Origin of the sequence: Pseudoalteromonas sp. MMG010 (genome assembly GCF_018100905.1) — a bacterium.
Taxonomy (GTDB): Bacteria; Pseudomonadota; Gammaproteobacteria; order Enterobacterales; family Alteromonadaceae; genus Pseudoalteromonas.
Genome location: NZ_JAGJEG010000021.1, coordinates 1 through 24413, shown reverse-complemented (window position 1 = coordinate 24413; position 24413 = coordinate 1). Strand labels below are relative to the sequence as shown.

At 38.4% G+C, this 24413-nt stretch carries 23 protein-coding genes, 2 tRNA genes and 1 pseudogene; 17 read left to right on the top strand and 9 right to left on the bottom strand.

All coding sequences use genetic code 11. From position 1 onward, the window contains the following. Nucleotides 1–11: 11 nt before the first annotated feature. The 3 genes from J8L70_RS15620 to J8L70_RS15610 all read right to left on the bottom strand — a co-directional run bounded on the left by J8L70_RS15620 (nt 12) and on the right by J8L70_RS15610 (nt 3643). On the bottom strand, nt 12–2177 hold the full coding sequence (locus J8L70_RS15620) for a YHYH protein (RefSeq protein WP_211056506.1): 2166 nt from the start codon (nt 2175–2177) through the stop codon (nt 12–14). Between the two features lie 95 nt (nt 2178–2272). Further along, nucleotides 2273–2782 carry a YgjP-like metallopeptidase domain-containing protein gene (locus J8L70_RS15615; RefSeq protein WP_211056505.1) on the bottom strand — a complete coding sequence of 170 codons (510 nt, stop codon included), beginning with the start codon at nt 2780–2782 and terminating at the stop codon, nt 2273–2275. Between the two features lie 12 nt (nt 2783–2794). Beyond that, nucleotides 2795–3643, bottom strand: a complete 849-nt coding sequence (locus J8L70_RS15610; RefSeq protein ID WP_211056504.1) for a DUF72 domain-containing protein — start codon at nt 3641–3643, stop codon at nt 2795–2797. 242 nt (nt 3644–3885) lie between these two features. On the opposite strand from J8L70_RS15610, the gene aspS reads away from it, so the two are divergent. Both aspS and J8L70_RS15600 read left to right on the top strand, forming a co-directional pair. After that, complete coding sequence (aspS, locus tag J8L70_RS15605) at nt 3886–5664, top strand: aspartate--tRNA ligase (RefSeq protein WP_211056503.1); 1779 nt, start codon at nt 3886–3888, stop codon at nt 5662–5664. Between the two features lie 110 nt (nt 5665–5774). After that, a complete protein-coding gene (locus J8L70_RS15600) occupies nt 5775–5984 on the top strand; it encodes a hypothetical protein (protein WP_211056502.1) in 210 nt (69 codons plus the stop codon). Nucleotides 5985–6098: 114 nt separating this feature from the next. Here J8L70_RS15600 and J8L70_RS15595 read toward each other — a convergent pair whose 3' ends face one another. Both J8L70_RS15595 and J8L70_RS15590 read right to left on the bottom strand, forming a co-directional pair. Further along, nucleotides 6099–6422 carry a hypothetical protein gene (locus tag J8L70_RS15595; RefSeq protein ID WP_211056501.1) on the bottom strand — a complete coding sequence of 108 codons (324 nt, stop codon included), beginning with the start codon at nt 6420–6422 and terminating at the stop codon, nt 6099–6101. 207 nt (nt 6423–6629) lie between these two features. Then, a pseudogene (locus J8L70_RS15590) lies at nt 6630–7370 on the bottom strand (alpha/beta hydrolase); the annotation flags it as partial. 254 nt (nt 7371–7624) lie between these two features. Between J8L70_RS15590 and J8L70_RS15585 the strand changes: the two are divergent. Both J8L70_RS15585 and J8L70_RS15580 read left to right on the top strand, forming a co-directional pair. After that, the gene (locus J8L70_RS15585; RefSeq protein WP_211056499.1) at nt 7625–8464 is read left to right on the top strand and encodes an isopenicillin N synthase family oxygenase; all 840 of its coding nucleotides are present in this window, start codon (nt 7625–7627) and stop codon (nt 8462–8464) included. A gap of 170 nt (nt 8465–8634) precedes the next feature. Then, nucleotides 8635–10041 carry a DEAD/DEAH box helicase gene (locus tag J8L70_RS15580; RefSeq protein ID WP_211056498.1) on the top strand — a complete coding sequence of 469 codons (1407 nt, stop codon included), beginning with the start codon at nt 8635–8637 and terminating at the stop codon, nt 10039–10041. A 52-nt stretch (nt 10042–10093) separates the two neighbouring features. Here the strand turns inward: J8L70_RS15580 and J8L70_RS15575 are convergent, their stop codons facing one another. Continuing rightward, a complete protein-coding gene (locus J8L70_RS15575) occupies nt 10094–10846 on the bottom strand; it encodes a DUF3307 domain-containing protein (RefSeq protein ID WP_211056497.1) in 753 nt (250 codons plus the stop codon). After that, nucleotides 10843–11466 carry a hypothetical protein gene (locus tag J8L70_RS15570; protein WP_211056496.1) on the bottom strand — a complete coding sequence of 208 codons (624 nt, stop codon included), beginning with the start codon at nt 11464–11466 and terminating at the stop codon, nt 10843–10845. The genes J8L70_RS15575 and J8L70_RS15570 overlap by 4 nt, the downstream gene beginning before the upstream one ends. Nucleotides 11467–11610: 144 nt before the next feature. On the opposite strand from J8L70_RS15570, the gene J8L70_RS15565 reads away from it, so the two are divergent. The 7 genes from J8L70_RS15565 to J8L70_RS15535 all read left to right on the top strand — a co-directional run bounded on the left by J8L70_RS15565 (nt 11611) and on the right by J8L70_RS15535 (nt 17547). Beyond that, nucleotides 11611–12114 (top strand): NYN domain-containing protein, encoded by a 504-nt coding sequence (locus tag J8L70_RS15565; protein WP_211056495.1) that lies wholly within the window; start codon nt 11611–11613, stop codon nt 12112–12114. A gap of 118 nt (nt 12115–12232) precedes the next feature. Further along, complete coding sequence (gene nudC, locus J8L70_RS15560; RefSeq protein ID WP_211056494.1) at nt 12233–13153, top strand: NAD(+) diphosphatase; 921 nt, start codon at nt 12233–12235, stop codon at nt 13151–13153. A 9-nt stretch (nt 13154–13162) separates the two neighbouring features. Further along, nucleotides 13163–14344, top strand: coding sequence for a cystathionine beta-lyase (locus tag J8L70_RS15555; protein ID WP_211056493.1), 1182 nt, complete (start codon nt 13163–13165; stop codon nt 14342–14344). A gap of 115 nt (nt 14345–14459) precedes the next feature. Beyond that, nucleotides 14460–15281 carry an ABC transporter permease subunit gene (locus tag J8L70_RS15550; protein WP_211056492.1) on the top strand — a complete coding sequence of 274 codons (822 nt, stop codon included), beginning with the start codon at nt 14460–14462 and terminating at the stop codon, nt 15279–15281. Then, nucleotides 15278–16192, top strand: coding sequence for an ABC transporter ATP-binding protein (locus J8L70_RS15545; protein ID WP_211056491.1), 915 nt, complete (start codon nt 15278–15280; stop codon nt 16190–16192). The genes J8L70_RS15550 and J8L70_RS15545 overlap by 4 nt, the downstream gene beginning before the upstream one ends. Further along, the gene (locus tag J8L70_RS15540; RefSeq protein WP_211056490.1) at nt 16192–16566 is read left to right on the top strand and encodes a PH domain-containing protein; all 375 of its coding nucleotides are present in this window, start codon (nt 16192–16194) and stop codon (nt 16564–16566) included. The genes J8L70_RS15545 and J8L70_RS15540 overlap by 1 nt, the downstream gene beginning before the upstream one ends. 192 nt (nt 16567–16758) lie before the next feature. Then, nucleotides 16759–17547, top strand: a complete 789-nt coding sequence (locus J8L70_RS15535; RefSeq protein ID WP_211056489.1) for a putative porin — start codon at nt 16759–16761, stop codon at nt 17545–17547. Nucleotides 17548–17763: 216 nt separating this feature from the next. On the opposite strand, the gene J8L70_RS15530 is transcribed toward J8L70_RS15535, so the two are convergent. Together J8L70_RS15530 and cysK are read right to left on the bottom strand one after the other, a co-directional pair. After that, nucleotides 17764–18198: a hypothetical protein gene (locus J8L70_RS15530; protein ID WP_211056488.1), complete on the bottom strand. Its 435-nt coding sequence runs from the start codon at nt 18196–18198 to the stop codon at nt 17764–17766. A 156-nt stretch (nt 18199–18354) separates the two neighbouring features. Further along, nucleotides 18355–19323: a cysteine synthase A gene (gene cysK, locus J8L70_RS15525; protein WP_211056487.1), complete on the bottom strand. Its 969-nt coding sequence runs from the start codon at nt 19321–19323 to the stop codon at nt 18355–18357. A 305-nt stretch (nt 19324–19628) separates the two neighbouring features. On the opposite strand from cysK, the gene J8L70_RS15520 reads away from it, so the two are divergent. The 6 genes from J8L70_RS15520 (at nt 19629) to J8L70_RS15495 (ending at nt 24336) form a co-directional block, all read left to right on the top strand. Then, entirely contained in the window at nt 19629–20777 is a 1149-nt protein-coding gene (locus J8L70_RS15520) for a dicarboxylate/amino acid:cation symporter (RefSeq protein ID WP_211056486.1), read from the top strand. A 111-nt stretch (nt 20778–20888) separates the two neighbouring features. After that, nucleotides 20889–21539 carry a UvrY/SirA/GacA family response regulator transcription factor gene (gene uvrY / locus J8L70_RS15515; protein WP_211056485.1) on the top strand — a complete coding sequence of 217 codons (651 nt, stop codon included), beginning with the start codon at nt 20889–20891 and terminating at the stop codon, nt 21537–21539. 6 nt (nt 21540–21545) lie between these two features. Then, on the top strand, nt 21546–23369 hold the full coding sequence (gene uvrC, locus J8L70_RS15510; RefSeq protein WP_211056484.1) for an excinuclease ABC subunit UvrC: 1824 nt from the start codon (nt 21546–21548) through the stop codon (nt 23367–23369). Nucleotides 23370–23411: 42 nt separating this feature from the next. After that, entirely contained in the window at nt 23412–23957 is a 546-nt protein-coding gene (gene pgsA / locus J8L70_RS15505) for a CDP-diacylglycerol--glycerol-3-phosphate 3-phosphatidyltransferase (RefSeq protein ID WP_211056483.1), read from the top strand. A gap of 197 nt (nt 23958–24154) precedes the next feature. After that, a tRNA-Gly gene (locus tag J8L70_RS15500) sits at nt 24155–24230 on the top strand. A gap of 32 nt (nt 24231–24262) precedes the next feature. After that, nucleotides 24263–24336 (top strand) — tRNA-Cys (locus J8L70_RS15495). The last annotated feature ends 77 nt before the right edge of the window (nt 24337–24413 follow it).

Sequence of the window (24413 nt, the reverse complement as noted above, 5' to 3'; positions counted from 1 at the left end):
GCGGCGATTGATTAAGGCTGAGTAATTGTGACTTTACAAATCAGTGTATTATCCGTTTCTAAGTCGTCACCCCAAATAAATTTTGCATTGCTATCCCAGTTAATATCATCGTAACCGTCTTTTGGGCCAACAGAGGCAAAACTATGCTCTTTTGCATTTGCCCAGTGGGTGTTATCAAACTGACTTTGTAGCCAGTTACTCGGGGCTTTTTTTGACATAAACGTACACGTTTCTTTTCCTGCTATCGGATTTTCGGCGCTTTCACATAATTTATTAAGAGGGGCTTTATGAAGTACTTCACACTTAAAACGTTGATTACTAACAGCCACAACTTGTTTGGTATCGGTGTCGGTAAGTTGCATAATAAAACCGCCATCGCCCATTTGCTGATTATGAGCCCCTATGTATTCAAGCCCGGTGTCATTTTGCTTAAAATCTTTAATAATTAAATTAAGCTCAATCGGGTAGTCTGTTGAAAATAAAATACTTTCGGCATTAAACGAACGCTCAGTGGTAATAGGCACTGAATCTTCAACCAGTAATTGCTCGCCAATATAGGCGCTAAACCAGTTGTCTGCCCATGCTTCTAATTTAAAGTGATGATTACCGGTAATCGCTGAGTTTGTATTTTGCTTTGTAAGCGTGGGTGTATGATGATTCTTTTTAGGTTGTGGACCTCTACAAAATGTACCTGTTTGAATTTTTCCGCCGCTAGTAATCGTTTTTTGTTTAAATAAATAGCAATCTTTTTTCTGAGGTGCCACAGAGTACGTTGTAAAATAGTGCTCGCCTTTATAGGTGTAACTCATGGTACGGCTGCCATCGTCAGATATCGTATGGGTTAAATTTTCTACGCCTTCTTTTGGCGGTTTAAGGTCGGCTCTTATACCTTGTGTATCGCCACTGAGAGGCGCGACTCTAGGTAGTTTGTTGGTATTAACTTCACCTACTAAACATTGAATAATATACGGCGGTGTGGTTGATGTTTGGTAGCGATAACCAAAGGTATCGTCGGCTTGTCCGTTACATACATCCAGATCAGATTTGTTGATTGTGCTGCCATCGGGGTTTTTATTACCGTATAACGGGTAGCCATCGTAGGCCCAACCAATAATGGCATCACTTGATTGGTTTTTCATGGTGTCGATCATACAGGTCGGTGATACATGGTAGTGATAATCATCGCCTCGCCCAGCATGTCCGCCACAAATATCTAATTGGCCAAGTGCTAGTGTGTCGTGTTTTTCATCATATTGATTAACATCAAGCTCGCCTTGTGAAGAGTAGTCGTAGATTGGCACGCCATTTACAGCCACTGCCACAGCAGCATCGATTGTAGTTAGTTTTTTAGCTTTTTTAGGGGAGAGCTTTATCGGGGCAGCGTAGCCTGTCGCGGGAACCGGTATTTGTTCGTTAGTCCCTGTAATACCTGTCATTATTGGGTGTTCAGGGTAGGTTGAAGATGCGATGTAGGCATAGTCATTATCACAAGTGACCGCTACCGTTTTATTAAACCCGGCATCGGTGATTGATTTTTTTATTAAATCGCAACGCGGTGATTTTACATTCGCAGTTAGATACGCATTATCAGCCTGATAGGCTTGTTTGTTGTCGTTTGGTGCTGGTTTTTTTGGGCCATGTTGCTTAGGTTGTTTTGAGCGCGCGTAATGAACAGTTAAGTTGGCTGAGTCTAGGGTAATATCTTTTATTGCTGCTAATAAAGTGGGTTGATCTACTTTTTTAGTTGCTGATAAATCAACGGTTTTAGATAACGCATAAATAGAGAATGTATATACTTTTTCACCGGGTCCTTTAGAGCAGGGCGGTGCATATTGGGTTAAATCATTAACACTATTTGTGCCTATTTCACCCACTGTTTCACCTGCGTTTACGTGTGTTGTATTGGCTTTAATATTATACAAGGTCCAATACCAGTGAGGCCCCTCGGGTGCTTTATGATGCATAATAATCGCATACGCTGCGGTATTATCTGGGGCACCACGCCAACTTAAAGCCGGGTTAATACTATCGCCATCACATGTGTAGGTAATGGGCAATACACCTCCATCAACCATGTTTGGACTCGTTAATTTAAATTCATGTTTATTATCACTTAGGCAGGCACATAGTGAAAACACACACACAATACTTAACACAAAAGTATATAAACTTTTCATTAATTTAAACTCCAATAACGCTTATGAGCAGACACAAGATAATTAAGCTGATCATAGTGCTTAAATGTGGAGCAATTATGTAGTTTTGTTTTAAATTAACTCGCTTTATTTTTATAAGGGTTGATATTCATCGCTTCTGCAACGCACAAAATGCGTAAATCGAGCTCTAATTGATGATACTGCGGTTCCATATGACAACAAAGTTTGTAAAAACTTTTGTTATGATCTTTTTCTTTAAAGTGGGCAAGCTCATGCACAACTAATGCTTTTAGCAATGGCTCGGGCGCATGCAGTAAGTCACTGTTTATGGCTAAATCATGCTTTCGTGTTTTTCCTTGCATGCGGTAAGTGTGGGTCCCTAGCGCATTCGCTACCATATCACCTTGTTTTTTAAATCCTGCGCGACCAAAGGGAGGCGCATTTTTTAAATAGTGCTTTTTTAATTCACTGGCATAGCTGTACAGTAATTTATCGGTTGTGATTGTGTGTGCGTGCGGATACTTTTTAAGTAAATAATGGCTTAACTTATTTGTATTAATAAGGTTTAAAACTTGGTCAACAATATTTGCCGGATAGCCGGTAAAATACCGTGCATAGTCACTCATGGATATATCTCTTTAAAAAAGTGTGGGTTGTTGGGCTTCTTTTTCGCCGTTAAAAGGGGTTAATACCGGGTGGGTATAACCTAAATCTTTACAAAATTGGCGCGCTAGTAATGGCGCTTGGCGGTTATCGGCTGTATGAAAAAATACATAAGGCGTTTTCCCCTCATCTAACCATTGGTTTATTTTGCTAAGCCATGGTTTATAAAAGGTTTTATAGTCGCTTTGTAAGTCGGCGATAACAAAACGCACCATAGGTTGTGTACTGGTTGCAATGGCGTGTACGGGTAAATGCGGCTTTTTACTTTGTGCGTCTATTAATACATCGGTACTTGGCTTTACTGCAAACAGAGCGCGGGTATCCATGGTTATTCTATTTATATTATTTTTTATCAATAGCTGGTTTAGCGCGATTTCTGCTTCGCCTTTTTTAAAAAATTCAGCGTGGCGTACTTCTACGCCATAATTTAATTCTTTAGGAAGTAAATTAATAAATTGGCTGAGCTTAGGTAAATCGTTAGGGCTAAAGGAGCTAGGCAATTGCAGCATCACTTGCCCTGTTTTTTCTAAAATGGGGCTAAATAGGCTAAACCATTGTGTTAGCTCGGTTTGTATATTGGTGAGCTTTGATTCGTGGCTGATTGCGCGATGAAACTTAAAAGTAAACTTAAAATCATCGGGCACACTGTTTGCCCAGCGCAATAACGTACTGGCACTGGGGCTTGCATAAAAACTGGTGTTCCCCTCGACAGCGTTAAAATATTGCGCGTATTCGCTGAGCATATCAGTGTTTTTACACTGACTTGAAAAGAGATTTCCTTTCCAAGCATGACTAGACCATTGTGGGCATCCGAGATACAACATGTGTGCGTAACCAACGTTATTGATAAGAGCTTGCTTGTAGCGCGATAACTTAAAGCATCGTAATTTATGGTTAGTGTAACAAATAATAAAAAAAGCTGCTTTAAATTAGCGCCCCAAAGCTAAACAGGCTCTAGCATCTTAATGTTACTTGGGTATAATGCAGAGCTTAATTTGATTATTTAAAATTATTAGCGGCTTTATTATAACTTACCGCTATCAGTCTTTTATCTGACAGGAAAACTATGCGCTCTATATACTGCGGACAGCTAAATAAAACTCATGTAGATCAACAAGTAGAACTATGTGGCTGGATCAACAAACGACGTGACCTTGGTGGACTTATCTTTGTCGATTTACGCGATAGAGAAGGGTTAGTACAAGTGGTGTTTGACCCTGAAGTAGAAGGGTTAATGGAAACCGCTAACACACTTCGTCAAGAGTTTTGTGTTCAGTTAAAAGGGGTTGTTCGTGCTCGCCCTGATAGCCAAATTAATAAAGATATGGCGACCGGTGAAGTTGAAATTTTAGGTACAGAGCTGACTGTTATCAACCGCTCTGAGCCATTACCACTTGATTTTAATCAGGTGAACTCTGAAGAACGACGTTTAAAATATCGTTACCTAGATTTACGTCGCTTAGAAATGAGTGACCGTATTAAGTTACGTGCAAAAGCAAGCAGCTTTGTTCGTCGCTTTTTAGATGAAAATGCATTTTTAGATATTGAAACTCCCGTTTTAACTAAAGCAACGCCAGAAGGCGCACGCGATTACTTAGTACCGAGCCGTGTACATAAAGGCAGCTTTTACGCCTTGCCGCAGTCGCCGCAGTTGTTTAAGCAATTATTAATGATGTCGGGTTTTGACCGTTATTATCAAATTGTAAAATGTTTCCGTGATGAAGATTTACGTGCTGATCGCCAACCTGAATTTACTCAAATTGATATTGAAACATCATTTATGAGTTCTGATCAGGTGCGTGGTATGACAGAAAAAATGATCCGCGAAATGTGGCAGTCTCTACTTAATGTTGATTTAGGTGAGTTTCCAATTATGCCTTATGCAGAGGCAATGAGCTTATATGGCTCTGATAAACCAGATTTACGTAACCCAATGAAATTGGTTGATGTTGCTGATTTAGTTAAAGACGTAGAGTTTAAAGTATTCTCAGGCCCTGCAAATGATGAAAAAGGCCGTGTTGCGGTATTAACCGTTCCGGGTGGCGCTAAGCTTTCGCGTAAACAACTTGACGATTACACTAAGTTTATTGGCATTTATGGCGCTAAAGGTTTGGCATGGATGAAAGTTAACGACCGTGATGCGGGCGTTGAAGGTGTACAGTCACCCATTGCTAAATTTTTAAACGAAGAGGTAATCACACAATTACTTGAGCGTACTAACGCACAAACAGGTGATATCATCTTATTTGGTGCTGATAAGCGTAATACTGTTAACGAAGCGATGGGCGCGTTACGTCTTAAAATTGGTGTTGATTTAGAAATTACTAATTTAAATAGCTGGGCACCACTTTGGGTTGTTGACTTCCCAATGTTTGAAGAAGACGACGAAGGCACACTTCATGCAGTGCATCACCCATTTACAGCACCTAAAGATGTAAGCGCAAGTGAGCTTGAAGCGAATCCTGCTGCAGCTATTTCAGATGCTTACGATATGGTCTTAAACGGCTACGAAGTCGGTGGTGGTTCGGTGCGTATTCACAACGCTGATATGCAAGAAGCGGCATTTAGAATCTTAGGCATTGAAGCGCAAGAGCAACAAGATAAATTTGGTTTCTTACTTGATGCACTAAAATACGGTACTCCACCGCATGCTGGTTTAGCGTTCGGTCTTGACCGTTTAGCAATGCTATTATGTGGTACTGATAATATTCGTGACGTTATTGCTTTCCCTAAAACAACACAAGCGTCTTGTTTATTAACAAACGCACCAAGTAAAGCGAACAGCGACTCGTTAACTGAGCTTGCAATTAGCGTTGTTGAAAAAGCTGAAAAAGTGGGCGAATAAGTAAAATATAAATAACCGAATGTGTTATATAAGCCCTTTGTTTGACAAAACAAAGGGCTTTTTTTTCACACATTTATAATAAAAACAGTGTTTAAATAAGGAAGTAAATTATGTCTATTAGTGCCAGTTTATTAGGTATCATTTTGTTAATTTTAGTCCCTTGCTTTGCTGGAGTGAGTTACTATTTAGGCAAACGCAAAACCACTACGCCAATAGTCGTTGCATTAATGGGAGGTTTTTTAGCGCTGATCCCTTTACTGGGGATTATTTTTATTATGGTATTAATTTTTAAACAAGATTTGCCGCAGCAAGAGAGCTAACTATATTGAGGGTAACGCAGTGTAGTTAATAAAAAAGCCGTTTAAAAACGGCTTTTTTATTAATGTAGAATATGTTTAACTGGGTAGATTAAACTGATTTTAACTTTAACAGTATTAGCAGCTAGGCCCATTTTTATTGCGGGCACTGGCAAGGGTTCGTGCTATTGCAAGTAGTGCTGGGTTAATATCATCAGCGCCATCTTTAACCAGTTTTGTAACATCACCCGACGAATACAAGCTATCACGCGGCGACTTAATACCTAATTCACGTACAAAATCTTTAGTTTTACCGGTGCTACCTGTTTCAATAAACTTAAAAATAATGCGCTCGTTATTGTTTTTAGGTTCTGCTTGTAAAACGGCTATTTCTTCTTTGTATGTTTCAATTCGACTTTGTAAAATGTCGATGCGTTGTTCAATGGTATTGTATGATTTCATTTAAGCTCTTATAGGTAGCGTTGTTTATATCGGTTATTATCGCACAAATAACGATTTAAGTGCTGAACAAAATATTTTATTAATGCAGCTAAGAATTAATATAAACAGGGGGCGGGAGATTAAATAACGACCAACAGCTAAGGGGTATAAGCTGTTGGCAGTAAAATTATTAACAATAGAGAAGTTAGCGAAGTATTACGCGAGAGTGTAACGATTTGCCCAGGTTGCAATAATCTGAGCGACGTAATTAGCATCGTCTTTATTGGTTAATAAGTGATCCGCGTTATCAAGGCTGATGAAACTTTTTGGATGTTTGGCTGAAGCGTAAATTTTTTCGGCTTCGGAAATTTTTACCGTCGTATCAACCGGTGAATGCATAACTAAAAGTGCACGTTTTAATTTACTTATATGGCTGCGATCGTATTTTGCTATGTCGTCTATAAACTGCTTTTTAATGGTAAATTCGCGTCCAGCTAAATTGACCTTGGCTTGGCCCGTGGTGTTTATTTCATCAATATGAGCGGAAAAATTATGTGCTACATGTTGTGCATCTGATGGCGCACCAATGGTTGTTATCGCCGATACTTCTGGAATATGTTCAGCCGCGGCAAGGACCGCAGCACCACCTAAACTATGGCCTATTAATAATTGAGGGGCAGCAAAGTGTGTGCGTAAGTGATCAGCACCCGCAATTAAGTCTTGAATATTGGATGAAAAGTTACTGTTAGCAAAGTCGCCGTCACTATTACCTAAGCCTGTAAAATCAAAACGCAGTACCGCAATACCTTCTTGTGTTAATGCTTTGCTGATTCGAGTGGCTGCGGCTATATCTTTTCCACAGGTAAAGCAGTGGGCAAACAGTGCATAAAATTTTATGTCGCCAGATGGGCTCTCAAGTTGACCGGCCAGTGTTAAATCGCCACTGGTAAAGGTTATTTTTTGTCGCATAGCAAATCCTTGGTTAGTATATATTGTTTGTAGACCTGTTAGGGAGTTGAAATATCACAGTAATCATTTTAAAAATATTGATTTTGATCAAGTAAGTTGTATAGCAATAAAGCTTACGGACATATGTCCTTATTTTTTTTAAGGCTTTTGTCTATCCTCACACGTATAAAAATGAAGGCTTTGCGACTATAATTACGTAATAACTATACACTAAAGCAGTTCACTTCTAACCACCTTTTCACTGGAATGTAAAAATGCAATTACCTACTGTTGATTATAAAGCGAGCGATGCAGCAGCACAATTTGTTGAGTCGTTAAGAAATACAGGTTTTGGTGTATTAAAAAATCACCCAATTCCTCAATCGTTAGTTGAATCTATTTATGAAAATTGGCAAGCATTTTTTAATTCTGAGCAAAAGCACGATTTCTTATTTTCTAAAGAAACACAAGATGGTTATTTTCCTCCTTCAGTCTCTGAGGTTGCAAAAGGCTTTACTGTTAAAGATATTAAAGAATACTTTCATGTTTACCCTAACGGACGTGTGCCTGAGCAGTTAAAAGCCGATGTAAATGAGTACTATCGTTTAGCCAACGCATTTGCTGCCGAGCTATTAAGCTGGGTACAAGCCGAAGCGCCAGAGGATGTACGTGCTAAGTTTTCTATTGATTTAAAAGATATGATTGCTGACTCTGAGCAAACATTATTACGTATTTTGCATTACCCACCGATGACTGGTGATGAAGAGCCGGGTGCGATTCGTGCTGCTGCGCATGGCGATATTAACTTACTTACCGTGTTACCTGCATCGAATGAACCGGGTCTGCAAGTACAAAAAACGGATGGTGGTTGGTTAGACGTCCCATGTGACTTTGGTAGTTTAATTATTAATATCGGTGATATGTTACAAGAAGCGTCTGGTGGTTATTTCCCATCGACAATTCATCGTGTTATTAACCCTACTGGTAAAGCATCGACTAAATCACGAATTTCTCTCCCTTTATTTTTACACCCACGCCCTGATGTTGTGCTTTCTGAGCGTTATACGGCAGATAGCTACTTGCAAGAACGATTACGTGAGTTAGGTGTAAAATAATCAAATCGGTTATTGGATTATAAAAAGCGGCAATGTGTGCCGCTTTTTTCATTTTTACTCGGTATTTTTAATTAGATTTCGTGTTTTAGCAATAATGTCATGCATTCTATGTCACTAAGGGTATAATGCGCGCAACTGGCCGATGTGGCCTTATTTAAAAGAGAGTTTATATGAGTTTTGATGGTTTAGGTTTATCACAGTCTTTAGTTAATGCGGTTTTAGAAAAGGGCTATGAAACGCCAACGCCTATTCAGGCTCAAGCTATTCCGGCAATTATTGAGCGTCGTGACGTCATGGCGGCTGCGCAAACCGGTACAGGTAAAACGGCGGGTTTTACTTTACCTCTTATTGAGCGCTTATCATCGGGTAGCAAAGCTAAAAGTAATCACGTGCGTGCACTTATTTTAGCGCCTACTCGCGAGCTTGCTTTACAAGTAAGTGAAAACGTTGAAGAGTACGCTAAACATTCAAATGTTAGCTCGTTTGTTGTATATGGTGGCGTTAAAATTAACCCTCAAATGCAGCGTCTTCGCAAAGGGGTTGATATATTAGTAGCAACACCTGGACGTTTGATTGATTTACATAATCAAAACGCCGTTAAATTTAACGATGTAGAAGTGTTGGTACTTGATGAAGCTGACCGCATGTTAGATATGGGCTTTATTCACGACATTAAGCGTTTAATTGCTAAAATGCCAGCAAAACGCCAAAACCTAATGTTTTCGGCGACATTTTCGGATGATATTCGTGCATTAGCTAAAGGCTTAATAAACGATCCGGTTGAAATTTCTGTGGCTGCAAAAAACACCACAGCTAAAAGTGTAACGCAAAGTGTATACGCGGTTGATAAGTCGCGTAAAACCGCATTGTTAAGCCATTTAATACGCAGCAACGACTGGCAACAAGTGTTAGTATTTAGTCGTACTAAGCATGGTGCTAACCGCTTAGTGAAGCAACTTGAGCGTGATGATATTGTTGGTGCCGCTATTCATGGTAATAAATCACAAGGTGCACGTGTTAAAGCATTAGAAGGCTTTAAAAGTGGTGAGGTACGTGTATTAGTTGCAACAGATATTGTCGCTCGTGGTTTAGATATTGTTGAATTACCGCATGTTGTTAACTACGATCTTCCAAATGTATATGAAGATTATGTACATCGTATTGGTCGTACTGGCCGTGCTGGGGCTTCGGGGCATGCTATTTCATTTGTAACCGTTGATGATGCAGCTGATCTTTACGGAATTGAGCGTTTTATTGGTGAGTTGATCCCACGTGCTGAAGAGGCGAGTTTTGAGCCAAGTAGTCCAGTTCCTGAGCGAGCATTGGATGCGCGCCCAATTAAGCCGAAAAAACCTAAAAAAGCAAAGCAGCCGTTTAATAAGCCAAAATCAGATAAGCCTAATAGCAAAAAACCTAATAACGGTGGAAATGGCACAGGTCCGCGTCGTGGAGGCTCTAAAAAGCCAGCTACAACGCAAGATAACCCGCAAAACCCATGGGCTAAACGTCAATCAGTGGGCGGGAAAGGCCAAGGTCGTCGTCCTGCAAATAATAAAAGCACTGATGGTAACGCATAAGTAAGCTATAAAGATTTAAATAAAAGGGGCTGCAAATTTTGCAGCCCCTTTTTTAGTTTTGCAGTGTTAATAAATAACGAGTTGTTAATCCGATTAATACGCTTACGGTCACACTCAATAGCGTCCCTAGCATGACATACTCGGTGAGCTTTTTATCTTTACTTGCTGTTAAATCGCCAAATCTAAACACCGATTTAGCCGCTAATAAAAAACCTACGCCACTAAATTGTTCAATTAAAATAAAACTCAGCATTAAAATTCGTTCTAACATCCCGATACTTTGACCGGCTAAAGGTAAACTATCTTGAGCGGTGTGCTGATGAGTTAGACGCTCTAACATCATTTTAATAAAAACGGCGCAAGGGTTTAAAATAATTAAGTAAGCACATAATACAATGAGTATTTTTGTATCCGTGATAACGCTTAATAAATCGTTTAATAAAGTCGGCGGTTCAACCACAAATAGTGTGACAAGAAATAACACAATAATATGTGCTATTTGATCGAGCGAAAAGGCGATAACTCCTTTGTTTGAATATGACTTGGCCAGATCAATGAAATAGTGGCTTAGCACAATAGTGATACTTGCAATAAAAACGGTGCTTAATTGCTGCCAACCATAGCTATATTCCCACCACATAATAATAAGCGCACTACTAACACCATGAATTAACACATGCCAATATAGCGCTTTTGATCTAAAGTGTTTGCTGTTTCTACTGTTTACCCAGCGCATAGGTTGCCAATAAAAGTCAGCAAGTATATGGGTGATTAATAAGGCCACAAATAATAAGGTGTATGTCATACATCACCAGGGTGTGTGAGTTGTTTAATATATTGTTGAGAGTACGCGATAAATTTTTCAATAAGTTGGTAGTGAGCTAAATTGAGTAGTTTGGTTACATTTTCTCGGCTGGTTTTTAAGAGTTTTGCTAACTCGCTATGGTTATTATTTTTTTGTGTTAAATATACAAATAGCGCATTGGCTTGTTTTTGGGTTATTTTAGTTAACAGTACATCTATAAATGCCATATTTAATGCAAAGCTTTCATTGTGGTGATTATCTATGGCAAGTTTAAAGCGCTGATTTGATATCTCATCAAGGCCTTGACCTGAGAGTGTAAATGCAGAGCCGGTTGCTGTTTTTATATCGTTACGTGGGTTCTCTACATTGCCTATTGCTATGCTTTGGCGTACTTCGTAACCAGAGGCTTTTAAATGTAAATACAGCAATATTGCAATAGTGGTTGTGTTTTCGACATGGTTTATTTGTAGTTGAAAAGCGTCACCGCGGTATATATTCCATAAACTTGTTTTTGTTACCACGGCTCTTAAGCTTTGTTCTAATTGATAGAGCATGGCATCGTATTGCTGTTTTGGAATCGTTTGCGATTTAATAATATCGCCACTGATCACACCAATCATAAATATCCCTAAAAAGAGTAACTGATTTTGGTTACTTTGATTAATGTAACTAAAATTGGTTACATATTAATAAGTAACTAATTTAGGTTACTTCTAATACAATTGCAAGGTACACTTAAAATTCTTAAGTAATAAGGATTCATCATGGCAGCTCAAAACGATTCAACAACTAATAAGCCTCGTGTTGGTATTTTTGTTGATGTACAAAATATTTACTATACCTGTCGCGAAAGTTATAAACAGAATTTTGATTACAATGCATTTTGGCAACAAATGAAAAATCAATACGATATAGAGTGTGCTTATGCGTATGCCATTTACCGTGGCGACGAAAAGCAAAACCAATTTCAAAATATTTTGCGTGCCATTGGTTTTGAGGTAAAGCTTAAACCTTTTATTCAGCGTCGCGATGGCAGTGCAAAAGGGGATTGGGATGTTGGTATTACTATTGATATGTTAGAGAGTGCAAAACAACTCGATAAAGTTATTTTACTCTCTGGCGATGGCGATTTTGCTTTGTTGCTGGGTCATTTAAAAAACAATTATAATCTTCCATGTGATGTATACGGTGCCGATAGATTAACCGCTGAAGTACTTAAGCAAAGTGCTGCGCAATTTCATTTAATAGACGACAAACTTTTAATGTAATACAACAACATGAATGATTTTAATAATGCAATAAATTCAATACTTTTATTGCATTGATGAATTGGGTTTATGGCGTGGTTGTGGTAATTTTAAATGATAACGTTTACCAAGGAATTGTATGCTTCACTACAGTAAAATGCCACTTGATAGAGGCGCTAATTTTCGTAAAGATCCTGCGTGGGTTAACTCACAAAAGTCGGACAACAGTGCATGGTTAATAGTGAATAATGATCAAACGTTATTTACCAAAGATAAACCTGAAGTTGTTTATTTGTCATATCAGCAGGTGATGCATTTAGATTTAACTCAGGCAATTTTTTTAGGCCAAAACGAAAATAAAAACGGTGTATTTGCATTGGATGTATCAGATTTACCTGCTGCTGAATTGACGCCATTAATTGGTGATGCACAATTTTTTGATATTCGTCAGTATGGGCCTCAGGTAGCACTTGAAGATGCCTCAACTGCAGCTCTTGCGCGAGGGTTATGTTATTGGCATAGCACACATCGTTTTTGTGGTCGTTGTGGCAGTAAAAATCATTTAATAGAAGCGGGGCATTCGCGTTTGTGCGAAAACCAAAGCTGTAAACATCCTACATTTCCTCGCACAGATCCTGCGGTTATCATGGTGGTCACTAAAATGTTTGACGATGGCATTGAGCGTTGTTTACTGGGTCGTCAAGCTACATGGCGTAAAGGTATGTATTCGTCATTGGCGGGCTTTGTCGATCCCGGCGAAACATTAGAGCAAGCTGTTGAGCGTGAGGTTAAAGAAGAAGCCGGCATAGAAGTAAATGAAGTGAGTTATGTGGCTTCACAACCCTGGCCGTTTCCGTCTTCTATTATGTTGGGCTTTTTTGCTAAAGCTGTTTCAAGTGATACACACGTTGATAAAGACGAATTAGAAGATGCCAAGTGGTTTAGCAAAGCAGAGCTAACCGAATTTGGTAATTGGCATGAAGAAGGCGATCATTTAAAACTACCTCGTACTGATTCTATTTCACGTTTTTTAATTGAACACTGGCGTACTAATCCATAAGGAAACATGATGTCGAAGAAAAATCATCAAAACACACAATTAGTTTCATCAGGGCGTAAAAAAGCGTATACCCATGGTGTCGTTAACCCGGTTGTACAGCGTGCATCGACTATTGTGTTTGACACGGTGGCCGATTTAAAACAAGCAGCAAAAACACGCGGTGATAAAACACTTTTTTATGGTCGTCGAGGAACAACCACTCATTTTGCGTTGCAAGAGGCGATAACTGAGCTTGAAAATGGGGCCGGTTGTGCTTTATATCCGTGCGGTGCGGCAGCGATAAGCCAAGCGTTGTTAGCATTTTTGAAAACCGGTGATCATATATTAATGGTTGATAACGTGTACGAACCAACACGGGATTTTTGTGACAAAATTTTAGCGGGATTAGGTATAACCACTACTTATTATCCACCCACAATAGGTTCGCAAATCAAACAATATATAAAGCCAAACACAAAAGTGTTGTTTTTAGAGTCACCGGGCTCTATCACGATGGAAATTCAAGATGTGCCAGCAATGGTCAAGGTGGCAAACAAGCATAATATTATGACTATGCTCGATAACACGTATGGTAACGGCCTGCATTACCGCCCATTAGAGCATGGTGTAGATATTAGTATTCAGGCGGCAACAAAGTATATTGTTGGCCATTCAGATGTGATGATGGGAGTGGCGGTTGCAAATGAAAAATATTGGCCACAACTACGTGAGCAATCTTATTTATTAGGCCAATGTACCAGTGCTGATGATGCCTATTTAGCTCTTCGAGGTTTACGTACAATGGCTGTACGTTTAAATCAACATGAAAAAGCAGCAATAGAAGTGGCAAAATGGCTTGAAAAACACGAGTTAGTTGATCATATTCGTCATCCTGCGTTTGAAAGCTGTCCTGGGCATGCGTTTTTTAAGCGTGATTTTGATGGCAGTAATGGTTTGTTTTCATTTGTAATGAAAACCGGTAGCCAAAAAGCAATTGATGCTTTTTTAGATAGTTTAACGCATTTTAAAATGGGGTTTTCATGGGGCGGATTTGAAAGTTTAGTCACCGCTAATTTAACTATGAAAGGGCTGCGCTCAAATACCGGATGGGAGCATGGCCCGGTGATCCGTTTGCATATTGGGCTTGAAGATATTGATGATTTAATTGCTGATTTAGCACAAGCACTTAACATTTATCAGAAAAACTTATAAAAATAAAATGACATTATTTGTAACAAAGCTCACTCTAAGGTGAGCTTTTTTTTACTGGTAATTCAGTGTGTTTACACTTAATGTGAATGAACTTTAAGTTTAAAGGAAAGCGATAATGACGGGTTCTATTAATAGCGCACGAATAGCGCAACTGGCTTTATTTGAGTTAACAAGAATGTTTTTAACTAAACGAGGCTTAATCGCATTAGTGGCTTTTGTTGTCGTGTGGTTATTAATTTTACGTTATCCCATAGGGGAGGCGGTGAGTTTATTGAGTGAGCCTGGTTTTACCTCACTAGCGCAAGATATATTTGGCTCTTTAGGATTAAGTAAACTATTAGATTGGCCTGAAGCTGAGTTTGCTATGTATTGGCTGGCGGCGTTAATTGGCTTTCCCACTTTTTGTCTTTTTATGTGTAGTGACCAAACTGTTGAAGATAGAGAGCGTGGAACACTGCGGTTTATTTCATTAAGGGCAACACGTTTAGAAATATTAATCGGCCGCTTTATTGGCCAGTTGAGTGTGCTCTTATGTTTAGTCGCTATTACCTTAGTGGCTACGTTCACAATTATGGTTTATCGCGAACCAAGCTTATTTATGGGGGGGATTAACAGAGCTGTAGGCGTATTTATACAAATGATTTTTGTGTTAAGCCCGTTTGTTGCGCTAATGAGTTTAATTAATGTGATTGCTCGCTCATCACGGTTAAGCTTTGTTATTGCCGTTTTATTTTTTGCATTAGGGAATATCGTTGTTAACTTACTTGCATGGCAAATAAGTGCATTAACTGCACTTAATTATGTATTTCCAGGTATGCAAATAGAGCTTATTGCCGGGCAAAATGCTTCTTTGATGATGGCTTATGGTTTACCCGTGATTCAAACTGGTTTGTTTTTAGTGCTTGCGCATACTTTATTTGTGAGGAGAGCATTATGAGTACACTTATTACTGCAAAAAACTTAAGTAAATCGTATGGTGAAAAGCGGGCACTGAATAATCTTAATTTTGAAATTAAACAGGGTGCACCAGTGGCTTTAGTTGGCCCAAATGGCGCAGGAAAAACGACATTATTTAGTTTGTTATGTGGCTATATTACTCCCTCATCTGGGTCGTTGGATATATTAGGGCATAAGCCAGGGAGCGCACAGTTATTTAATAAACTGAGTGCGCTGCCACAAGATGCACAATTAGATCCACGCTTTAATATTGATACACAATTGTCGTTTTATTGTAAGTTACAAGGCTTTAGTACCAAGCAAAGTAAAATTGAAACGTTACGGGTATTAGATTTAGTCGGCTTGAAAGAAGTGGCTAAGCATCGAGCTGGCGATTTATCTCACGGTATGAAAAAACGTGTGACCATTGCACAAGCACTGATTGGTGAGCCTAAAATAGTAATGCTTGATGAAGCAACCGCTGGGCTTGATCCGATCCATGCACGAGAAGTGCGTACTTTAGTGTCAGAGCTGTGTGAACACACTACATTTATTTTGAGCTCGCACGATTTAACTGAACTTGAACGCTTATGTTCGCATGTGCTGCATTTAAATAATGGTATTTTAAGTGAGCATCAAACTAAAGCGGACCAACATAGCGAAAATAAACAGTATTACACGTTATTACTGACTGAGAATTATCATAATGTAGAGCAACAGCTTATGACGCTGGGCGGTGTTAAACATGTTTATATGAGCCAACATAAAGAATATGTTATTGAGTATCAACAAAGTGACGAATTACTCGATATTGCACTGCTTAAGTTTTGTCATGTTAATAATTGGCAGTACAGGCATTTGGTTAATGGTCACACGCTCGAAAATCAAATATTTAAACAGGAGAATGCATAATGGGTTTATTAAGTGGATTAATGGGTAATGCAAGCGAAGTTGCTGACGCTGATTTAGAAAAAGTACTTACCAATACTTTAGCAGATGGCGAATTCGTTGAAAAAGCATTTAAAGTAGTCAGAGATATGTTTATTTTTACTAATAAGCGATTAATTTTGATTGATAAGCAAGGTTTAACAGGATCTAAAATGGAAATGTTAAGCATTGGCTATTCAAAAATTACGAAGTTTAGTAAAGAAAGTGCAGGGCACTTTGATTTAGATGCAGAGTTAAAAATTTGGGTTGGTTCAGATCCCACCCCAATTAGTAAAGAGTTTAAAGCGGGCGATAATATAAACGAAGTATATAAAATAATTAGTCAACATGCCCTGTAAATACTAAGTTGTATTTATTACGCAGTTGCAACCTAGCTGTTGCAACTGTATTAATTTTTTAATTGATTACACGTTTTTACATTTAGTTTAACAATTACAATGGGTTAGTTAAGTTATTATTCAGTTTTCCAGCGTTAGCATGAGCACACTTTAGTATTCTAGCTAGAGCGTAAGTAATAAGGGAAACTTATCATGAAAAAATTAGCAGTTATTATCTCAAGCATTTTATTATCTAGCACTGCAGCTGCTGCAGATAGCTACAATTCTATAAGCAACTTAAGCTACAAAGATAGCGATAACAATGACACCGTTGCTGTAGATTCAATTTATTACCTCGCACCGAAAAAAACACTCGGACCATTAGATCAGTTTGAATATATTAATAAACAAACCAATGTTTACGGCAGCTATGCTGATGATGATGCATCAGATATAACAGCTGTAGGTGGTGAATACTTTTTTAATCAATTTGTTATTGGTGCTGAATATGAGAACTTAGACTTTGGTTCACATGCAGAGCAATATAAACTAACAGGTGGTTATTTCTTCAACCCTAACCTTTTAGCTAAAGTGACATTAGTAGAAAATAAAGACGGTGACGACTATGCATTATTTGATTTAGCTTATAATCATATGCTAAATAGTACCGACTATATTGGTGTTACATTAACTGCTGATGACGATTTTGATTACCGCAGTGTTGCAGCAAAATATTTTATTGATTTGCAACAGGGCAATTATTTAACCGTAGAAGGTACATTTGATAGTTTAGATAATAGCGAAGATCAATGGGATGTCGAAACGAACTATTATTTTTCAAAGGCGACATCTGTATTTGCTAACTACAATAAGCAAGATACTTATAGCTTTGGTGCGCAGCATTTCATAAATAAAAATATTGGTTTAAAAGTTGGCTATGAAAATAATGCCGATGACTCGGATAACGATGCTTATTTTGCAAATATGCGTTTCCAGTTTTAATTCTTTATAATTATTATAAAAGCCCGCTTTTTATAGCGGGTTTTTTTATACCCGTTTTCGCACCATGTATGGATGTTCAAATAACGATTGTTTAACTGAATTGCTTGCTGGTGGTTATCTGCATAACGCGGCTGGTATTTTTTAAATAGTAAGAATAGGTGCGTGCTATATAACACAGCCTTATTTTATGAATAAGGCTGATATTTTTATTTTAAATTAGCGAGCAAAAGGATCTGCTAATATTTTATCAACATACCAAGTACCTTTCTTTCTCAGTAATTTTACGCTACGTATATCATCTACTTTATTTCCATTAAAGTAGCCTTCAAAAATAAGGTTTATTTTAGCCTCATCGCCATATTGTTCACGTAAGCTCATATTACTCATATCGACTTCGATAACAACTTCGTCGTATTGTAAATTTACTAAATTACGAGAAAACTGTTTGGCAGTACCATATGATTTCATAATGCGAGATAAGTTAGGCGTAGCCATCGAACTGGCTTTGTTTAAATCTTGTTGATTGTATAAGGCATCAAAATAAGCGGTCGCTTTATCGCCAGGGGTTCCAGTATCTTTATTTGATGTATCGCCACATGCACTGAGCATGAGGCAGCTGAGTAGCGAGAGTAAAGCAGTTATTTTTTTCATTATGAGTATAATATTTAGATCGAATTAAGAATAAAATTACTTGGCATATGCGTTTAAGTAAAGGCTTATATTTAAAATAGATAGCACTTTAAACTTTAACCAATAAAAAAGGATGGTAAACCCATCCTTTTTTATTCCGAAGTCATCACTAGATCATTACTGAACCAGCTCTTGTTCGCTAAACTCTTCAGCAAATAAAGGACTCGATAAGTAACGCTCTGTTGCACTTGGTAAAATAACAACAACATTTTTATCAGCATTTTCTGGTCTTTCAGCAATACGCTTTGCTGCGACGACTGCTGCTCCAGATGAAATACCCACTAAAATACCTTCGTTTTTCATTAACTGGTGCGACATTGCAATAGCGTCTTCATTTGAAACTAACTCAGCACCATCAACTACGTCTAAATCTAAATTGCCAGGAATAAAACCAGCACCAATGCCTTGGATTTTATGCGGACCAGGTTTAATTTCTTCACCAGCAAGCGTTTGGCTGATCACCGGTGAGTTAGTCGGTTCTACGGCAATTGATGTAACATTGAGCCCTTTTTCATTTTTTAAGTAACGGCTAACCCCAGTAATGGTGCCACCAGTGCCAACCCCTGCAACAAAGAAATCGACGTTGCCATCAAGTGCATTAAAGATTTCAGGACCCGTCGTTTCAAAATGAATTTTAGGGTTTGCTGGGTTTTCAAATTGTTGTAATAAAATATATTTTTCTGGGTTAGTCGCTTGGATTTCTTTTGCTTTTTCAATCGCGCCATTCATGCCTTTAGCGCCATCAGTGAGCACTAAGTTAGCACCCAATGCTTTTAATAGTTTACGGCGCTCTAAGCTCATTGTGTTAGGCATCGTAAGTGTTAACTTGTAACCACGAGATGCAGCAACAAAGGCTAAAGCAATCCCGGTATTACCCGATGTTGGTTCGATAAGCTCTTTGTCTTTGGTTAGTTGGCCTGATTTTTCTGCTTCCCAAATCATGGATGCCCCAATACGGCATTTGATACTAAAGCTTGGGTTACGTGATTCAACTTTGGCGTAAACATTACCGCCTGTAACACGATTTAATTTAACCAGAGGGGTGTTACCGATACTAAGTGAGTTATCTTCAAAAAAAGTAGACATAATGTTCCTTTGGATACAATCTGATTAATCAATAAATAGCTTTAATTTTTTATATATTAAAACTTTATGTACACACTTTACTAAGAGTACAAAAAAACAGAAGTAAAGTTTGGCTATAACATATATCTATTGAGCTTATACAATTTTTCATCGATAGAGATATGCATAAAAAATAATATTTTGCAGTGATATTAATAGTGATTGTTTTAAAATTGTGCGAACAGACCCAACAAGTACGAGTTTTCCGATACATCAGTAATAAAACGTGGTAAAAAACGCATATAAATAACTTTTAGCGAACAGCAATGAAACTCATTTTAAAATTAATCGCGGGTATTTTAGCCGGTATTATCGTAGGACTTTACTTGCCAACAAGTTTAGTGGATGTTTTATATACAGCTAAAGAAATGATAGGCCAGCTGATCACCTTTACCATTCCTTTAATTATTTTGTTTTTTATTGCTTCGGGAATTGCTGGTCTACCTAAAGGCTCGGCCCACTTATTAGGTAAAACAGTAGGTTTTTCTTATGGTTCAACCATTCTTGCTGGGACATTAGCTTTTTTATTAGTGAATTTAGTTTTAGGGTTTTTAACGGGTAATACGGTATTCGAAGCTCAGATAAGTAATGAAGTATCGAGTTACATTAATTTAGAGATCCCACCTTTAATGAGTGTGATGACCGCTTTGGTTACTGCGTTTGTATTTGGCATATGTATGAGTCAGCTTCAGTTGAGTTCATTAAAGAAAGTCTCTGATGAAGGGCGAGATGCAATAGACGCATTGCTGTCAAAGGTAATCATTCCCGCATTACCATTTTACATTGCGGGTGTATTTGCAGAAATGACTGTTGCAGGCACCGTTGTTGATACCTTACAAACGTTTGGTTTGGTATTAGTCGCAGCTTTGATAATGCATTGGTTATGGCTGAGTGTGCTTTATATCGGTACGGGGATTTTATTAAAAAGAAACCCAATTGAATTAATCAAAAACATGTTACCGGCCTATTTTACAGCATTGGGAACCATGTCTAGCGCAGCAACAATTCCTGTTTCGTTGCGTTCAAGCAAAGCAAATAAAGTAAAAGACGATGTTGCTAATTTTACTGTACCACTGTGTGCAACCATTCATTTGTCAGGTTCGACAATTACTATTGTGACGTGTGCGATGGCGGTGATGTTTTTATCACCTGATATGCAGGTACCATCTTTATTTAATATGTTGCCATTTATTATGATGTTAGGTGTTGTAATGATTGCAGCGCCAGGGGCTCCTGGTGGCGCTGTTATGTCGGCACTGGGTTTATTAACAAGTATGCTCGGTTTTAATGAAGGAGCGGTTGCTTTAATGATTGCACTTTATTTAGCACAAGATAGTTTTGGTACTGCCTGTAATGTAACCGGAGATGGCATTATTTCACTTTGGGTTGACCGTTTTAGTAAAAAAGCATCATGAGTACTATTTTCATAAAGCGCTAATTATTAATTTATCGTTTTAGACGAACTGTGGTAATGTGAAAAATTAAATGTTTATTCTTACATCGTGTGTAGTTAGAGAGGTTCCCCTTTGATTAATGTTCTTTTAGTTGATGATCATGAATTAGTACGTACGGGGATCAAACGGATTCTTGATGATGTGCGTGGCTTTAAAGTAATAGGTGAGGCTAAAACTGGTGAAGAAGCGGTACAGTTTTGTCGTAAAAATTCGCCTAATATCGTATTAATGGATATGAATATGCCCGGTATGGGCGGTTTAGAGGCAACAAAGAAAATTTGTCGATATTGTCCTGATGTAAAAATCATCGTGCTGACTGTCAATTGCGAAGACCCTTTCCCAAGTAAAGTAATGCAAATTGGTGCTCATGGCTTTTTAACAAAAGGGGCAGGCTCAGATGAAATGGTGAATGCAATACGTTCAGTTCACGCGGGTCAGCGCTATATAGCGCCAGAAATAGCTCAGCAAATTGCACTTGCACAAGTCACAGGTCGTACAGATGAAAACCCTTTTCAGAGTCTTTCGGAGCGTGAACTACAAATAATGTTGATGCTCACTAAGGGAGAGAAAGCTCAAAACATTGCGGAGCGACTTAATTTGAGCTCTAAAACTGTGAACAGCTACCGTTACAGAATGTTTGAGAAGTTAAAAATCAGTGGTGATGTAGAACTGACACATTTAGCCATTCGCCATAAGATGATAGATATCGACGTTTCTCACTAATACATTATGTCAGAATTTGATCATGTAAGGTTTTTAAAAACACTATCGAGTGAGCCCGGTGTATACCGTATGCTCGATAGTGAGAGCCAAGTCATTTATGTTGGTAAAGCAAAAAATTTAAAAAAACGAGTAAGCAGCTACTTCAGAACAAATGTAACCGACAGTAAAACACGCGTTTTAGTAAGCAATATTTGTGATATAGACATTACCCTTACAAACACCGAAACCGAAGCTCTGTTGCTTGAAAACAACCTCATAAAAAAATACCAACCTCGCTATAATATTTTACTCCGTGATGATAAATCATACCCTTATATTTTACTTACAAGCCATAAACACCCACGTTTAGCGTTTCATCGTGGAAGCCGTAAAGTAAAAGGCGAATATTTTGGTCCTTTTCCAAGTGCTGGCGCTGTCTCAGAAAGCTTGCGTTTAATGCAAAAAATCTTTCCAGTTCGCCAATGTGAAGACGCCTATTATCGTGCTCGTTCGCGTCCTTGTTTACAATATCAATTAAAACGGTGTTCAGCGCCTTGTGTCGATAAAGTAACCGTTGAGCAATATACTGAAGAAGTTAATTACGTTCGTAAGTTTTTAACAGGTAAATCCCATGAAGTAATTGCCGATTTAATTACTAAAATGGAGCAAGCGAGTGGCGATTTAAATTTTGAATTGGCCGCAAAAGTACGTGACCAAATTATGTTGTTACGAAAAATGCAGGAACAACAATCTATTTCGGGAAATTTTGCAGAAATGGATGTGGTTGGTTTTGCACATTTAAATGGATTAAATGGCATTCATTTATTAATGATACGTGATCATAAAGTACTTGGCAGCAAAACGTATTTCCCTAAAGTACCAAAAGATTCACAACAAGAAGAAATACTTACATCGTTTTTAGGTCAATACTATTTAGCTCCAGGTGCGACGGGGCGAATTGCAAAAGAGATTATTTTACCATTTGAAATTACCGAAAGTGACGCGCTAGGCGAAGCGTTAACACAAATTAGTGAACGCAAAGTCTCACTAAAAGTCGTGACGCGAGGTGAGCGAGCTCAATACCTACAGCTTGCTAATAAAAATGCACTAAATAGCATTACGGTAAAACAAAGCACGCAAGATTCAATTAATAAACGTTATGCTCAATTAAAAGCGACCCTTAAGTTAGATGATATTAACCGTATGGAATGTTTCGACATTAGCCATACAATGGGTGAAAACACTGTTGCAAGTTGTGTCGTATTTGATTCTCAAGGGCCAAATAATAAAGAGTATCGACGATATAATGTCACGGGTATTACGGGTGGCGATGATTATGCGGCTATGGAATTTGCGCTTAACAAGCGATATAACAAAGTTGTTGATGAAGAGAAGATTCCAGATGTTATATTTATAGATGGCGGTAAAGGCCAACTTGGTCGTGCGGAGCAATATTTTTCAAATTGGCCTCATAATAAGTTGCCTTTATTAGTGGGCGTAGCAAAAGGGACAAGTAGAAAGCCCGGCTTAGAGACGTTATTAATTGATGGTGGACGTAAAACCATCCCTATGGACTCGGATGCCCCAGCGCTGCATTTAATTCAACATATACGTGATGAATCACATCGGTTCGCTATTGCAGGACATAGAAATAAGCGTCAAAAACAACGAACACAGTCTATGTTAGAAGAAATTAATGGAGTAGGGGCGAAACGTCGTCAAACATTATTAAAATATTTAGGAGGCATGCAAGGCGTAAAAGCTGCTAATATAGAGCAATTAAAGAAAGTTCCTGGGATCAGCCCTGACATGGCTGAGAAGATATTTAACCATTTGCATGACAAAGGCTAGTCCTTCATGCGAATATAGAAAAAAAGACCCATTCAAGTAGTTATGTGGAATATTCCAAACACACTCACAACCTTTAGACTTTTTCTTATCCCCATTTTTTTGGTGATATTTTATTTACCATATAGTTGGGCATTTTTTGCTGCGGCTTTTATCTTTTGGCTTGCATCTATAACAGACATTCTCGATGGCTATTTAGCACGTAAGTTAGAACAATCCACTCCTTTTGGTGCATTTTTAGATCCCGTTGCAGATAAGGTGATGGTATGTGCAGCGTTAGTCGCACTTTCAGATCATTATCAGTCGATGTATATGACAATTCCTGCACTTGTTATTATTAGCCGAGAAATTGTTATTTCTGCATTGCGCGAATGGATGGCTGAACAAGGCAAGCGAGGCAATGTGGCTGTATCTAATATGGGTAAATTAAAGACAGCTGCACAAATGTTAGCCATTATCGGTTTAATTTGGCAGTATGATAGTTGGATGACGTACCTGAGTTTTGCGCTTTTATACGTAGCGACGCTATTAACCCTTACTTCGATGCTACAATATTTACATGCAGCATGGGGTGAATTGACTAAAAAATGATTACAAACGTCTAATAACGCACCGTTTTAGATAAAAAATAATCAAACAGTTCAAAACAAGCATTTTTTGTGTTGACGCGTTTAATAATCTCTGTAGAATGCGTCCGTGTTGAGAGGGCATAGTCCTCAAGAAAAACAAAACAAGCGTGAGTAAGTTATTTGCATTTGATTGCTAGGTAACTGATAAACAAATGTTAAGCGGCACTAGCTCAGTTGGTAGAGCGCGACCTTGCCAAGGTCGAGGTCACGAGTTCGAGCCTCGTGTGCCGCTCCAGTTTTTCTTGAAAGATATAACCCAGATACTGGGGCGGAATGGCAGAGTGGCCATGCACCGGATTGCAAATCCGTCTACCTCGGTTCGACTCCGGGTTCCGCCTCCATTCAACACTCCACACGCTTTAATTAGCAAACTCGATGCCCGAGTGGTGGAATTGGTAGACACAAGGGATTTAAAATC